This is a genomic window from Bacteroides sp. AM54-2NS (genome assembly GCF_003602935.1).
Taxonomy (GTDB): Bacteria; Bacteroidota; Bacteroidia; order Bacteroidales; family Bacteroidaceae; genus Bacteroides; species Bacteroides xylanisolvens.
In genome coordinates, this window is the sequence record NZ_QTMZ01000011.1 from 94291 (window position 1) to 111091 (window position 16801).

The following is a 16801-nucleotide window of genomic DNA, read 5'->3' on the forward strand; positions in this document are numbered from 1 at the left end:
GTTCTCTTTTTAATTAACTGTGGTTATTTGGAATATTTGCAATAGTTCTCAAATATATGAATCACGCCGTTTGTCGGCAGAATATTGCTAGTCTTAGCTTGCCGTTGCGGAGATTTTCCGTTGCTTCCGGTCTGATTCACCAGAATCTTACCTACTGCAGCCTGCCATGGATTTTTCCATACAGACATTGTCATCAATCCAGTCTCACCTTTCAGCATAGTCAAAACGAACATCGGTTCAACCTGCAATTGCCCATAAGAACTATATTCTCCATCTACAATATGATAAAGCAACATATTCTTCACCTTTTCTTTATCACAATCTGTAATAGAAGCTACACCAGCAAATTCATTCTCCCGATAAAGCTGCATACCGGCATTATTCAAAGCCAGAAAAGTATATTTATTATCAGTCTGTGTATAATAGTCCTTCAAACCTGTATACTCAATAGCTGCTATCAACTCCGAGAACATATCTTTGTGATCCTGAAAATATTCCCACGCTGTCACTTTTACATACGGATCATCCACCGAAGGCTCATAATCATAGTTCTTTTGCAAGTCCAGATCACAACCGGTCAATGCCAAAATTGTCCAACAAAAGAAAAGAGTCTTATATAATATTGTCTTTTTCATTGCTTCTACCTTTTTTAGTTGTTAGTATTACCATAATACGTATTCTGCACAATCTTCGGATTTTCCAAGATATGTGAATAGTGGATCGGGAAAAGTTCATTGCCATCCTGCTCCATTCCGTTAATAGGTTTCATCACTTCCTTCCACTTTCCTGTACGCAGTAAATCAAACCAACGGCGTCCTTCGCCAGCTAACTCCACCTGACGTTCACGCAAGATATAATTGACTACCTCTTCTTCTGAAGCAAAATCATTTTCAGTCAGTGTATTCAATCCGGCACGGTCACGTACAGTTTTTACTAAATCCAAAGCTTCCCCCATTTCCCTGATGAGCACGAACTTCAGCTTGCAACAACATCATATCTGTGTAACGATAGATTGGATAGGCTACTTCACATGTCTTATTCAAAGAGTTACTGATGTCACCTGCCATATATTTACGCAATTCATTTCCATTTTGGTAATTCTTCACCGTATAATCTTTGCGTAAATCACCTTGCATATCCTTTTCATCAAAGATACTCATAAACGTATCAGACATGACTGCCGCACGATTCCCTGAACCGGAAAACCATTGATACATATAACTGTAACCATTCGTGCCGACTTCATCCATGTTGAAATGAACAAGGAAAATAAACTCTCTGGAGTTATATTCATCATTTTCCGGTGTATCATCAGAAGGTTTATTAGTCAGCTCTTCCGTAAACATGGTATGCCAAGTAGCAATGTTAGGTTCGAAGTCTACAAAACGACCGCCCTTTTTGGAAGCGATAGTCGCCATCTTATCGATGGTCTGGTCGGCCAGATTATATTCTTTAGCCCACATATAAGCATCCGCCATGATGGCCCATACGCCACAGATAGAAATGCGTTTGCGTTCGTAGTTCTTGTTGCGGTTTATCAGTCCTTCCGCTTTCTTCAGGTCCGGAAGAATGACATTATCAAGAATGTAGTTTTTATCCGTACGCTCTTTATAGATCGCTTCCGAATACTTTTCAGTAGGTTCTGTAAACAAAGGTACGTCTCCCCAAACACGGATAGCATAGAAGTAGGCCAAAGCACGCAACGCATACGCTTGTCCGAGGTAATCGTTACGGTCTGCCACATCAGGCATACTGATATTAGGAACATATTTAATAGCCAGATTTGCCTGGTTAATCATCTGATACAGAGTCGTCCACTTTGCACATTTCTCATCCGTAGACATTAGGTTGTTGATAACACGTGCCTGATCGGCCATTACCGGTGCTCCGGGAGCTACATTATCCGAACGGAACTCCCCCCAATAGAAATAGTTCTCCCGTAAAGTGGAACGTAACAATCCATAGATTTCATTTATACCTGCCTTAGCGTCACGGGCAGTCTGCCACATGTCACCTGCCGGAATTTCACTTACCGGTTCCTCATTCAGAAAGTCTGAACAGCTATTCAACGATAGAGCCAGGCATACAGCTCCAACAAAATATTTTATATTCTTCATACGATATCTTCAATTAAAAGTTTGCAGAAAAACCAATACCATATTCTCTCTTTCTCGGATAACGGTAAGAGTCTTTACCTACCTGCAGAGGATTGTTGGTAGAGAATTCAGGATCGAATCCCGAATAGTTGGTCCATGTCAAGGCGTTGTTTACAAAAGCGTAGATATTTATATTCTTCAACATCAGCTTCTTTATCCAGTTTTCAGGAAGATCGTATGCTACACGTATGTTCTGCAAACGAATAAAGGAAGCATCTTCCAGATAGAACGAGTTACCCATACGGGCATTGTTGTAATCATCATTATACGGACGCGGATAGATTGCCTGGTCACCCGGATGCAACCACATATTATGGATGACTTCCGGTGAAGGAGTAGTTCCGGTGTATTTGAACATATTACGATTATGTTCGGCTGCATTATAAATCTGTCCTCCCAATGAATAATAGAATCCTAAGTATAAACTCAAATTCTTCCAAGTCACCGTTGTATTCAAACCACCGGTTACATCAGGCATGGCATTACCGATCACCATACGGTCATTATCATCAATCACACCATCACGGGTTCCTTCCGGTTCTTCCCAGTTGTAATCTCCACCACGGAACGGTTTGCCGTTCGGCAACGTCTTCTGACGAATATTACCTGCATATTCCTTTCCATCCAACAAATATTTGTACTGGAATACACCATTCTCAAACACCGGAGTCAACTGTTCCCATTTATCAGTAAAAGCATTCGATTCGTCGTATGCAAAGATACCGGCGCTTTTAAATCCGTAGAAGTCACCCACACGGCCACCTTCCTGCATCCACCAGATATCACCTTCCATATATGCCTTACCTTCAGACAGCTTCTCAATACGGTTAACGTTTCTGGAGATATTGAAAGAAGCATTCCACTTCCAGTCCTTCGTGCGGATAATATCACCGGTAACAGCTATTTCAAAGCCTCGGTTACTCATTTCACCGACATTGGTTTTCATATATGCAAAACCGGATTCTTTTGGCAATTGGTAGTTTGCCAGCAAACCGTCTGTATATTTATCGTAGTAATCGGCAGTGATTGTCAAACGGCTATTCCAGAAATTCAAGTCCAGACCAAGGTTGAATTGTTTAGTTTCCTCCCATTTCAGATTGTCTTTACCGATACGAGTCGGAATAACGCCACCCACTCCGTCATAAATAGAATTCGGAGAATAAGAGTAGATATAGTCGTAGTTGCCGATTGCTTCGTTACCCGTGATACCGAAACTTGCACGGATCTTACCATCTTCGAGAAACTTTTTCGAGAATTTCATGAATTTCTCATCCGAGAAGCGCCATCCCACAGATACGGAAGGAAAATTACCCCATTTGTTCTCTTTGGCAAAACGAGAAGAACCGTCACGACGCATAATGGCATTGAGCAAATATCTTCCTTTATAATCATAAGTCACACGGGCAAAAATGGAAGCCATAGAGTGATTGCTTAATGTGGAGCCTGTAGATGACAAATCCAGGTTTGCGGCAAAAGCATTCATTGTATAGATAAAATCTGTAGACGAGTTTATCCCCACAAATGTTTCGTTTTCATAACGCCACTGTTGTGCACTAACACCTACCATGGCCGTAAAATTATGATCTTTTATTTTGCGTGCATAAGTAAGGATGTCTTCATTCATCCAGTTCCAGTTCAGGTAATTATAAGAATAACCTTTATTCTGTTTCTGCCATTCGTCGGTGATAAGACTCGGTTCGAGTTTTTTACGCTTATCCAGATAGAAGTTGGCATTAATATTGGCTCTAAACTTCAAATACTTGTTGAATTTGATTTCAAAGAACTGGAAGAAGTTAGCCTTATAAGAATCAGTAAAGTCGGTAGTATAATTGACCTGCGCAATAGGGTTCTTCTGACCGTTAAACACTCCGACCAAAGAGCCATCCGGATAATAAGTATTGAAATAAGGACGACGAGTCAACACTGCGCTCAATAAAGTACCTTCATTCAGACCTTTCTTTTTAGAATAAGTCAAAGAAATACGGCTACCCATATTCATCCAGTCTGTCGGTGAATAATCGGAGTTGATACGAGTATTTAATCTCTGGAAACCTGTATTGGAAATAATACCTTTCTCATTATAATAACCGGTATTGATGAAATATTTCAATTTCTTTGTACCACCACCTACACTGATATCCACCTGATCTTTTTGTGCAGTGCTTGTAATCATGTCCAGATAATCGTTATCCACATTAAAGAAAGAGTTCAACGGATCATTCAGTATATCACTACTTTCATCCGGATTACCTCCGCCGTATGTTTCAAAATACTCTTTACGATATTGGTCGTACAACAAACGTTCTTTACGGTTTGCTTGTGGAACCTTGTGAGACAATGTACCCCACGAGTGATTATACTTGATATCAATACGGGCTTTACCTTCCTGCCCACTTTTGGTAGTGATAATAATCACACCGTTCGCCGAACGCGAACCGTAGATAGCTGCAGAAGCGGCATCCTTCAAAATCTCCATAGAAGTAATATCATTGGTATTGATACCATCGATACTTTCCAAAGGAACACCGTCTACAATATAAAGAGGAGTCACACCTTCAGCGGAGAAAGTGGAAGTACCACGAATTTTGATAGAAGAAGATTCACCGGGCTGTCCGGAACCGGATACCACCTGTACACCGGCAGTAGTACCCTGCAATGCTTCAAAAACATTGGTAGCCATTTTTTGCTCAATGGCCTCGCTTGAGATGGAAGTAATAGCTCCTGTTACATCACGCTTTTTCATCGTACCGTAACCCACTACCACTACTTCGTCCAATAGCTTAGAGTTCTCTTCAAGCGTAATATTCATTGTTTTATCTTTCACTACCACATCTTTAGGGGTATATCCCATGAATGATACAGTCAAAGTAACTCCCTTCTTCGAAACATTCAATGAGAAATTACCATCTAAATCTGTAATTGTTCCATTAGATGTTCCCTTCTCCATCACATTGGCGCCAGGCAAAGGAAATCCTGTTTTATCCACAATAACTCCCTTCACTGCAAACCCGCCTTGAGCATAAGCCGGATTGACAAGGAAAAAGAGACTCAAGGAAATCAAAAGCAACGACTGAAGCAACCGCACTTTTGTCCTACTCTGCAAATTTTTCATAACTAGAATAAAATTAAATTGGTTAATTATCAAGGTTTTACTCACTACTTAATTAATTGGGGAAAATATATTGATTCTCTCCAATAAGATGTTATCTTTTATTTATTATATGGATATTTGTCTTTCATAATACTACACAATAATTATTATATTAGAATAAAGATTACACAGTACCCGGTCTACCAAATGAAAGTGTGTGCGGACACACCTAACCAAAGAAAACTCAAGTACAAGCTGGCATTATCCAACGCCACAAAAGTATCGCATTTGAATATATTGCACCCTATCGAATTGTTCGTTTTATCTAGTCTAAAAATTCAGATGACTTATTTTAATCACTTCACAGAGGGTTCGGAGGAGGTATTATGAGCTTTTCGGTATTGCGTAGGAGCAATATCAAAAAGTTCTTTAAAGCATTTATTGAAGTATTGAGGATTTCCAAATCCTAACCGGTAAGCAATATCCGATATATTCATTTCCGGAGAATTCTGCAGAAAATATGCCGCTTTTTTCAGACGCAGATTCATGATAAAATTATTTGGCGTACTTCCCGTGATACCTTTTATCTTCTGGAATAAGACAGTACGTCCCACCCCCATCTCACGTGAGAAGACATCTACACTGAATTCGGGATTTTCCATATTATCTTCCACTACCTGCGTCGCTTGTTCGATAAACCTCTGATCGAGTTCATTCGTTGCAATCTTCTCCGCTTTGCTATCCAGCTGATGGGCATATTTATTCTGTAAAAGTCTGCGGGTATTAATCAGATTATTGCATTGCATCACCAGCCGCCGCATATTAAATGGCTTCACCACATAAATATCCGCTCCAATTCTCAATCCTTCCAACTCACGTTCGGGCGCACTAAGGGCAGTCAGAAGAACGACGGGGATATGACAGGTTTCAATATTGTTCTTAATTTTGGCACACAATTCCGTTCCGGGCATTCCGGGCATCATAATATCCGAAATAACCAGATCAGGTTGCATCATCTTTACTTTTTCATACCCTTCCTCACCATCACTTGCAGTTTCAACCGTGTACAATGGAGAAAAGATATCTACAAGGATATTTCTGATTTCTTCATTATCATCAATAACCAACAGCTTGCAGTCAGTAGTCCCACTCTCACTTTGAGCCGACTGTACCTCCTTAACCAATAGTTCTTTATCTTCCGAATAATAAATATATTCCTTATCCTGCTCCGGTTCAATCCGGGAAACAGAAGAATCAAAGTGAGCATCTCCTTTCTTCAGAGTGACCTTAAAGCATGAACCTTTCCCCAACTGGCTTTCTACAGTTATATCTCCCTGATGAGCTTTCACAATCCCCTGACTTAGAGCCAGCCCGATACCCGTTCCTCCATACTGTCCGATATTCTCGGCCTGATAGAACCGCTCGAATATCTTCACGTAATCTTCCTCGGATATTCCTGCCCCATTGTCTGAAACGGAAAACATACATTCATCCGCTCCATCAGCCAATTCCATACTGATACTTCCACCGTCTGAAGTATATTTAAAAGCATTCGACAGCAGGTTATTAACCACTTTCTGCAATTGCATACGATCTCCCCACACGAGGCATTGCTCACAGTCAGCATGCAAAACAAACGAAATATTCCTGTTAGCTGCCAATTCTTTGAACAATACATAATGCTCTTTGAGTAAAGAATATAAATCAAATTGAGAAACTTTCAATTTCAAAAGTCCCTGCTCCTGTTTCCGGAAATCAAGCAACTCCGTTATCAATGATTTCAGGTTACCGGCATTTTTATGTATATTCAGTAATTTCGAATAAGCATACGTAGACAACTTACCGGAATTCAACAACAGATCAACCTGCCCCAGGATAAGGGTAATAGGGGTTCTGATCTCGTGTGAGATATTAGTGAAGAAACGCAGTTTGGATTGGTTCATTTCTTCAATATATTGTTTCTCACGAAGTTCAAAATCCAACGAGGTTTTCAAGAACAGCCGAATTCTATATTCTCTCACCACAAAGAATAGAATCGTCAGAATCACACACACATAAATAGTATAAGCCCACCAGGTGGCATAAAAAGGTGGTGTGATCGTTATATGAAGAGATCTGATTACTTCCGGAAAGTTCTTCAATCTGATCTCAAAAACATAATCGCCCGGAGATATATTTGTATAAGTAATATCATTCCCCAAACGATTCTCACTCCATTCGTCATTAGAACCTATCAACCGATATTCTACCTCACCACCGCCAATATGCAGAAAGTTATCTGTCGAGAAACCGATAGAAAACACATTCTGCAAATAATTCAATTTAATCCGATCGGTATAGGCAAAGGACTTATTTAGGATGCCGGTTTGATCGCCTGTGGTAATCTCTTTGTTATTGACATACAAATGAGCCAACTCCAAATCATATATTTTCGGAGGATAGGACAAACTACTTTCACGAATGGCAACCAGTCCGGTAGCTCCTCCCATATAAATATCATGATTGCGGGATACATGCATGGATTTCCTATTAACAAGAGTCAGCGGAAATCCTGTTTTAGAATTGAAGTTTATCACTTTCCCGTCTTTCTGTTCTACACAGACAATCCATGTCCGGTACCAATCAATAAATTCCCGGAAGGAGTTTCGCCCAACACTCTGATATTTTCTCCCGACAATACACTTTCAGGAGTATGCAAACGAAACAATCGCTCTTTCTTATCCAACAAGAAAAGCCCGTTGCCATGTGTTCCGACCCAAATGTTTCCCCTTCGATCTTCATAGATGACATTGACCAGCTCTTTTTGAGATCTGACCTGCTTCTTCAGACTTATCCTATACGTTTCAAAGCGTCCTTCATCAATCACATAAGCTACACAACCATCATCGGAAGCAAACCATAGCCGGTTTTTCGAATCAAGCAACAAAGTGTTATAATTATGTGTAAACAACTCCTTTTGATGAAACAACACTTCAGTTTTTAAGGTCTGTTTATCCAGACTAACAACTGCTGATGTTGTACCTACATACAATTTACGAGGAGTGTCGGCCAAGGCAAACAGAGCTTCTCCCACACTTTCCTCTCCGAGCGGTTCGAGGTCATATATATCATTCCGATAGTTATCAAGATGAAAACAGTTGACCTTGTTTGTAAAGTCAGCGGCAATCCACAAGCAGTTATTAGCCTCATCAAAAACGACATCTTTCAGATAATCCGTACTAAAATGATATCCGGTATGCGCATTAAAATGCTTGAATGTTCCTTGTTCCGGTTGATATAAATCCAGTCCTCCACCTTCTGTGCAAATCCATATATTTCCGGATTTATCTTCTGCCATAGCACCCACCACCGGAAAAGACAATCCGGTATCCGAAGCATGATAATGTACAAAATGTTGATATTCCGGTGAGAAGAAGTTCACGCCGCCCCAATAGGTCCCCACCCAGACAGTTCCTTGTTTGTCCGTATAAAGAGAAGTCACCGAACGATTGGACATAGCCCCCACCCGGTTAGGATCCGCCTGATAATGAAATATTTTCCCGGTAGCCACCTCAATCTTACTCAATCCGCTTCTGTAACCTACCCATATATTCCCTTCCAAATCCTGACATAGCGCTCTTGCCATATCATCCCGGACCGTGTAAACACTCTTGTTGTTATAATCATAATGATGTATGACTGCACCTTGAGGTGAAAAACAGAAAACACCATGATCCTGCGAACCGATCCAAATATTCTGATCGTTACTTTTTATCAGTTTCATCACCTTGATTCCGGGCAAATAAAGCGACATCGATCCACAAGTATCCACACGCATCACCCCGCCATCTTTCAAAGCAACCCAAAGATTTCCTTCCGAACCTTCTACCATTGTCGGCCCGGTGTCCGGCAAATGTACCTCCGCATACATTGGTTTCACGGAACGGGTATTCTTATCATACAAGAAGAGTTTTCCCCCTTCTGCAATCCACACTCCCAACTTTCCTTTGGCAAGAGTGGAAGGAGAAGACACCGGAAGAATATAATATTTCTCCGTTTCAAGGTCGAACTGGAAAAGTCCGGTAGAAGTCAAGAGAAAAAGACTCCCCTGGCCGTCCTCCACCATCTGGGTGACATATAGATTACCATAACTGATGGAATCGTTATGAAAATGATTAAAGACTTTGATATGATTGCCATCGAAACAATTCAAGCCATCCAGCGTGGCAATCCATATACGCGACTTCTCATCCTGGCAAATATCGCTCACCGTTATTTGCGACAATCCATCCTCCACACCCAATGTCCTGAACTTATATTCCTGTGATTGAAGAGGAGATATAAATCCTAAAAGAGATAACAGAATAAGAAAATGGATCTTAGATAGTTTTTGTCCGCGCATATCAAGAATGATGGTTTATAGCACATTATCTTCGCCACAAAAGTAACAGTTTTTATGATATTCCCAAAATCAGAGCCAAATAACTAATAGATATGAACTTCATCCTATTCATTCTTCCCGCCCGAACGAACGATACTCCAACGGAGTAAGTCCCGTACGTTTCTTGAAGAAAGAGAAAAAATATTCGGTTGACTGGAAACCTAGAAAAAAAGAAATCTCTTTTACTGACTGGGAAGTTCCCACCAGCATTTGTTTAGCTTTACGAAGTTTCAATTCCTGGAAATATTTAGCCGGAGCATAACCTGTATACTCCTTAAAAACACGTCGAAACCATGAATAACTAATATTGAGTCGCATAGCCAACTCTTCCGGGTCCACATTGCCGGAAACATTTTCATTCATAATGATTTTTGCCTGTTCGATCTTCTGATCCACATCACTCATCTCGAAAACCTTATTCTTGGAGACGGAAAGAATCATCCCTATCATGTGGAGCACAATCCCGGAAAGATATTGTTGCGCGGAAATCTTATCCGCTTCGGCTACGGCAAGAGCACGGGAGAATAATGAGACCAACTCTTCATTAAGGCCAATTTCCAGTATTTGCTGTTTCTGCGACAAAAAAGCATCATCAACAATGGCGTCTATCATAGGCCCCTCGAAACCAATATAATATTCCGTCCAACCAGTCTGCCGCAACGGGCGATAAGTATGCCATTGTCCGGGAAACAATACCATCAGCCGACCTTTACAAACTTGCTTTTCAGAGGTAGAATCAGATGAAAACAAACCACGCCCCTTGGTAATATATACCAATTGATACTCACGAAGCACTCTTCCTTTTTCTGCATTAAAAAAGTAACCGGAAGGATGCTCTTTCAACGGATAAGGTGAATCAGGAGGAATGGATTGATAGCCGACGGTATTTACCCATAGCCCGAATTTACGGTCCATGTCATTTACAATCAGATATTTAAATTCTAATCCCAAACTATTATCCTCGATCATACCGATGTGTTTTCATGTAATTGAGTTGGACAAAAATAGGAATTATTTTCAGAAAAACACCACAGATTACACAGATTTACACAGATTTAATTCTTAAATATCGGCTTCCGATTAGAAAATAATCTGTGTAAATCTGTGTAATCTGTGGTGAAAAGAACTTCCGCAAAAACTAACTTTAGAAAGCTTTGCGATATAGAGCTTCGATATCTGCTACCGAAGTAGGACGAGGATTACCGCCTGTGCAAACATCATTGAAAGCAGCAACAGCCAGTGCAGGAATATCTTCTTCCTTCACATTGATTTCATGTAATTTCTGCGGTATATTGATACTGGCAGAAAGTGCTTTCACTGCCTCAACAGCCGCTTTTACTCCCTCGGCTTCACTCATTCCGGTAGTGTCCACTCCCATTGCTTTCGCAATATGGATATATTTCGGAGCTGCCGGAGATTCAGCATTGTATTCCATCACATACGGCAACAATAAGGCATTGGCTACCCCATGAGGAGTATCATAGAATGCACCTAACGGATGCGCCATCGAATGAACAATTCCTAAACCGACATTCGAGAATCCCATACCGGCAATATATTGTGCCTGTGACATAGCTTCGCGGGCTGCCACATCTTTACCATTATCCACAGCTGCTTTCAAGTTTTGAGCAATCATTTCAATGGCTTTCAATTCGAACATATCGCTCATTACCCAGGCACCCGGAGTGATATAACTTTCGATGGCATGAGTCAAAGCATCCATACCGGTAGCTGCAGTCAGTCCTTTTGGCATTGAGTACATCAGTTCAGGGTCTACGATAGCTACGGCAGGAATGTCGTTCGGGTCTACACAAACCATTTTCTTGCGGGCATCTTCATCAATAATCACATAATTGATCGTTACTTCGGCAGCTGTTCCGGCAGTAGTAGGCAGCGCGAAAGTAGGCACCGCTTTGTGTTTGGTATCGGCTACCCCTTCCAGAGATTTCACGTCTGCAAAATCCGGATTGTTCACAACAATACCGATTCCTTTGGCAGTATCGATGGAAGAACCGCCGCCCAAAGCAACGATAAAATCGGCTCCGGAAGCTTTGTATGCCGCCACACCGTTTTGTACATTTGCAATCGTAGGGTTCGCTTTTACATCACTATAAAGTTCGTAAGGAATCTGATTTTCATCAAATACTTTAATGATTTCGGCAGCCACACCAAACTTGATAAGATCTTTATCCGTTACAAAAAAGGCTTTCTTAAAGCCACGTCTGGCTGCTTCCACAGCAATGACACTACGGCATCCGGCACCGAAGTACGAAGTTTCGTTTAAAATAATGCGATTCATGGTTATCTATTTGTTTAAAGGGTTAACCGCAGCACCTTCCAGGGTAGAAAATGCCACGGTTTCTAAAGTAATTAAAATCAATGACTAGTATAAATCTTATTTAGGAAGATTGAAAGCTACTGACATTTCTTTCATCTGTTCCTGACTCATACCATCCGGTTCGAAGCCCATATTTTTAGCTGCGATATAAATCAGAGCCGACTTATTGAGTACATCAATCTGATCGAATGCCTGCATCGCATCGCAATCCACTGCAAATACGCCATGTTTCTCCCACATCACCACATCGTAATCCTGCAATTCTTTGATGGTAGCTTCAGCCAATTCCACCGAGCTAGGTAATTTATAAGGAATGATACCCAAACCACGCGGGCAGAATGCCTTTGTTTCAGGAATCATACTCCACAACAGATTGGTAGCCACATCTTTTTCCAGAAATTTCGGACAATGTGTCATGGCAATCAGTTCAATCGGGTGTGTGTGTACAGATGCTTTATAAGGAGAGTTTTTGCTCAATAGGTCATTGTGTACGCTCAAGTGAGAAGGTAATTCCGATGTCGGGGCTACAGCTTCATCCGCAATAATCACATAGCTGGCACAGTCATCCAGAATACGGATTACCGAACCATTTTCCATCGGCCAGCGGGCTAAATCACGCATGCGTTTATTAGTTCCCTTGCAGTAGAAATAGCAGCCTTTCAGATAAGGAAGAGTCACACCGATAGATTTTACTTCGCTGATCGGCTTCATCTGACGGATTTCATCGTCTACAAACTCTGTGATATTAACAGTGATATTACCACCATTACGTTCAGCCCATCCTTTCTGCCACAAGTATCCGGCAACTTCTGCTACCTTGTTTACTTCTTTGGCAAGTGCCGGACGATTCTCTAAAATTGATTTCATTATATATATATTTTAATTAGGCACGGATTACATGGATTTTGCCGCAAGTTATAAAAAAACTGCGTAATCCGTGTAATCCGTTCTTGATTTTTTTAAAACAAATTTGGGAATACTAAAGAGAAGATAAGTACGATCAGACCAGCTATCAGCACAGTTATGGTCTTGTTTGACACCCCTTTCCATTCTTTCAGAATTATTCCCCAAACATTACTAAAGGTTACGTTCAATGCCATCAGGATACACCAGGAGAAAGCCAGTAACACCGGGCTTTCGGTGAGGAAGCTCTTACCCATTTCCAATCCGAAAAACTGCATATACCATAGTACACCAGCCAACACACAGAACACTAGATTATTGCCCCACACTTTTCCTTTAGCATAGTCACCCATCGTTTTGTTAACCACATTCTGTTGCAAACAGTAAGCTGCATTTGTCAGGAAGCCTCCAAGCGTAACCAGAAAGATAACCGGAAGACCGGCATAAAGTCCTTCCACTCCACCAGCCAAAGCGGCTTCTTTGATAGGTGTTCCCGCATCCAGTCCCAAAGCAAAGCAGGCACTCATGACACCAGCCAAAAGTGCAACCAGTAACCCTTTTGTCAATGCAAAGTCTTTTACGGCAGCACGTTTTTCTTCTTCACTCATGTTTTGCGCACGCAAGCTACCGGCATACCCGATAATAGCAATACCTGCCAACGTGATGCAAACACCCAACAAAAGAATCAGCCCGTTACCTTCAAACAAGTTTGTACCGGCAAAAAGAGCCGGAAGAAGGGTACCGAAACCGGCACAAGTACCCAGTGAGATACTCTGTCCGAGCGCAACACCCAAATAGCGCATGGAAAGTCCGAAAGTCAACCCTCCTACTCCCCACAATATACCATAAAAGATGCTCATTCCAGCACCTCCTGCTCCCCACAAGTCGAACAAACTGCTCTCTTGGGGTACACCCAGTAGTGAACCCAGGAACGGGAACACTAACCAGGCAAATACACCTTGTATTAACCAGAAGCTTTCCCAGCTCCATTCTTTTACCTTTTTGATAGGTACATAAGAACTGGACTGGCAAAAGCTACCGATGGCTATAATCAATAAGCCGATTAAGATTTCCATAACTTATCGTTTAGAAGTTACTTCGGCTTCGTACTTTTCAATTTCTGCGATGAAATCTTCACCAACAGGAACATTGTTCTTCAAGCAGAACATATCCCAAACTGCATTCCAAGGAAGCGCCTTTTCTTCTTCGAGCAAAGCCAGACGTTGGAATCCCTGTCCGTTTGCTTCGTATTCGCGCAACTTGGCAATCGGTTCGAGCAGAGCACGAGTCATACATTTCTGTGCGGCACGACTACCGATTACGTATGCACCAATACGGTTGATAGATGCATCGAAGTAGTCAAGACCATAATGTACACGGTCCAAAGCACCGCAGCGAACGATTTCGCTGAACAGTTCCATTGTCGGATCATCCATGATAGTAACATGGTCTGAATCCCAACGAACCGGACGGCTCACGTGCAACATCAATTCAGGCACATAAAGCAACAGTGAAGATACTTTATCAGCTACACTTTCTGTTGGATGGAAGTGACCGGTATCCAGTGTAATCATCTTGTTACGAGAAGCACCATAACCGATATAGAAGTCATTAGAACCCACTGTATAGCTTTCCAGACCGATACCGAACACCTTAGATTCGATACAATCCTTCATATTCTTATATTCGGTAGCGAAGATCTGATCCAAAGAATCTTTCAACAATGCACGATATTTCATCCGATTTACCGTAATATCCTTGCTTCCGTCATGTACCCAAAGATTCATGATACACGGATCCCCTTGTGCCTTACCCATTTCTTCCGCAACGGCACGACAGCGTTTGGTATGTTCAATCCAGAACTGACGGATGCCTTCATCAGGATTAGAAAGAGACAAGTCACCTGATTTCGGATGAGAGAAAGAAGTAGAGTTGAAATCGAGCTTCATGTTATGTTCTTTACCCCATTCGATCCAGCTCTTGAAATGTTCCGGTTCTACCTGGTCACGGTCTACCACCTTACCCTGGAAATCTCCATAGATTTCGTGCAGGTTCAGACGATGAGTACCCGGAATATAAGAAGCAGCTTTCAAAATGTCAGCACGCAATTCATCAATATTACGAGCTTTGCCCGGATAATTACCGGTTGCCTGAATACCTCCGGTCAATGAGCCGGCCTGTACTTCAAATCCTGCAACGTCGTCAGCCTGCCAGCAGTGAAGTGACAAATGAAAATCCTGCATCGTTTTCAATACTTGTTCGGTGTCCACACCTACTGCTGCATAACGTTCCACAGCAATCTCATACGCTTTCTGAATCAGTTCTTCTTTTTTCATGATATTCTATTAGTTTTAAAAATGATTATTCTGTCGATCGTTCTATTTATTTCCGAACGCAATTTTTAAAATGGATATAAGCCGCATCCCAAGCTTCCGTGTCTTGTGGTTGATAAGTCTTCAACGGGATAGAACGGTTAATTAACTGCCGCATACCGGCAACATCCGTCGCTTCGCCTGCCGCCATGGCCTGAATCATCACATTACCGATGGCTGTTGCTTCAGATGGACCGGCTACCACAGGAATTCCTATCGCATTGGCAGTAAACTGGTTCAGCAAATCATTCCGGCTACCTCCGCCAATCACGTGCAATGTTTCAATCGGACGGGGAGAAAGTGAACGCAAATTCTCCAACACCTGGCGATAACGCAAAGCCAAACTTTCAAAGATGCAACGCACTACTTGTCCGCGTTTCTCGGGAACCGACTGTCCGGTAGCCCGGCAATATTCTGTAATAGCTTTTTCCATGTCCGCAGGATTCGCGAAACAGTCATCATCCGGATTAATCAGACTACGGAACGGTTCACAAGCATCCGCCTCACTGATTAATTCAGGATAACTTGTATCTCCCCAATTCAGACGGCAACGTTCCAGCAACCACATTCCACAGATATTCTTCAATAGACGGATAGTTCCTTCCACACCACCTTCATTGGTAAAGTTCAACGCTTCCGTTTCAGCATTAATCACCGGAGCATCCGTTTCAACTCCCATCAGTGACCAGGTTCCGCTACTCAAATAAGCAAAGTTGCGATCCAATGCCGGAACGGCAGCAACAGCAGAACCGGTATCATGGCCGGCTACCGCAATCACAGGAATTGCACCCAGTCCGGTTATCTTTTGCACTTCTTCCGTCAATACTCCCACCTTTTCACCCGGGAATACAAAACGGCCGAAATTCTTCTCACTCAATCCTACCGCTTTCAGCAACTCCGGCTCCAAACGTCGTGTCTGTGCATTCACCAGCTGGGCTGTCGAAGCAATCGTATATTCCGTCACCATCTCTCCGGTAAGCATATAACTCAACGCATCCGGCATAAACAGAATTTTATCTGCCGCCTCCAACGCACTGTCGTGATTGCGACGTAAAGTATCTAATTGGAAAAGTGAATTAAAATTCATAATCTGAATACCCGTTTTACCATACACTTTGCTACGGGAAATACGGGAGAAAAGAGCCTCCGGTGCTCCTACTGTATGCGGGTCACGATATGCATAAGGCTGGCGAAGCAAGTTACCGTCTTTTCCGACACATACAAAATCCACTCCCCAGGTATCGATACCGATAGAAGCAATGGATTCGCCACGATGAGCAACCAACTTCAATCCGTCAATAATGTGACGATATAATGCATAAATATCCCAATAGAAATGTCCACCTACTTCAATCAGGTGGTTAGGAAAACGATTAATCTCTTCCAGATTCAATCCGCCTTCAATGAAAGTTCCTAAGATTGTACGGCCGCTCGTTGCGCCAGATCGACTGCAAAAAAGTTTTGTTTCATGGTATTCTGTCTATATATTTAAGGTATCCATTTACCTACATGGCAAAGATA

7 protein-coding genes and 3 pseudogenes are annotated in these 16801 nt (G+C 41.9%); all 10 read right to left on the reverse strand.

Features of this window, described 5'->3' with window-relative positions:
• Positions 1-23: 23 nt before the first annotated feature.
• The gene (locus tag DXA05_RS09300) at positions 24-635 is read right to left on the reverse strand and encodes a fasciclin domain-containing protein (protein ID WP_004310456.1); all 612 of its coding nucleotides are present in this window, start codon (positions 633-635) and stop codon (positions 24-26) included.
• 14 nt (positions 636-649) lie between these two features.
• Positions 650-2117 (reverse strand): annotated as a pseudogene (locus DXA05_RS09305) (RagB/SusD family nutrient uptake outer membrane protein).
• A gap of 13 nt (positions 2118-2130) precedes the next feature.
• Positions 2131-5268, reverse strand: a complete 3138-nt coding sequence (locus DXA05_RS09310; protein WP_049701779.1) for a TonB-dependent receptor — start codon at positions 5266-5268, stop codon at positions 2131-2133.
• 335 nt (positions 5269-5603) lie between these two features.
• A pseudogene (locus DXA05_RS09315) lies at positions 5604-9628 on the reverse strand (two-component regulator propeller domain-containing protein).
• Positions 9629-9736: 108 nt separating this feature from the next.
• Positions 9737-10636 (reverse strand): AraC family transcriptional regulator, encoded by a 900-nt coding sequence (locus DXA05_RS09320; protein WP_118219806.1) that lies wholly within the window; start codon positions 10634-10636, stop codon positions 9737-9739.
• Between the two features lie 175 nt (positions 10637-10811).
• Entirely contained in the window at positions 10812-11966 is a 1155-nt protein-coding gene (fucO, locus tag DXA05_RS09325; RefSeq protein WP_004299884.1) for a lactaldehyde reductase, read from the reverse strand.
• 96 nt (positions 11967-12062) lie between these two features.
• A complete protein-coding gene (gene rhaD, locus DXA05_RS09330; RefSeq protein WP_004299882.1) occupies positions 12063-12872 on the reverse strand; it encodes a rhamnulose-1-phosphate aldolase in 810 nt (269 codons plus the stop codon).
• 92 nt (positions 12873-12964) lie between these two features.
• Entirely contained in the window at positions 12965-13984 is a 1020-nt protein-coding gene (gene rhaT / locus DXA05_RS09335) for an L-rhamnose/proton symporter RhaT (RefSeq protein WP_128859099.1), read from the reverse strand.
• Between the two features lie 3 nt (positions 13985-13987).
• Positions 13988-15244: an L-rhamnose isomerase gene (locus DXA05_RS09340; RefSeq protein WP_008018351.1), complete on the reverse strand. Its 1257-nt coding sequence runs from the start codon at positions 15242-15244 to the stop codon at positions 13988-13990.
• A gap of 46 nt (positions 15245-15290) precedes the next feature.
• A pseudogene (gene rhaB / locus DXA05_RS09345) lies at positions 15291-16750 on the reverse strand (rhamnulokinase).
• Positions 16751-16801: the final 51 nt, after the last annotated feature.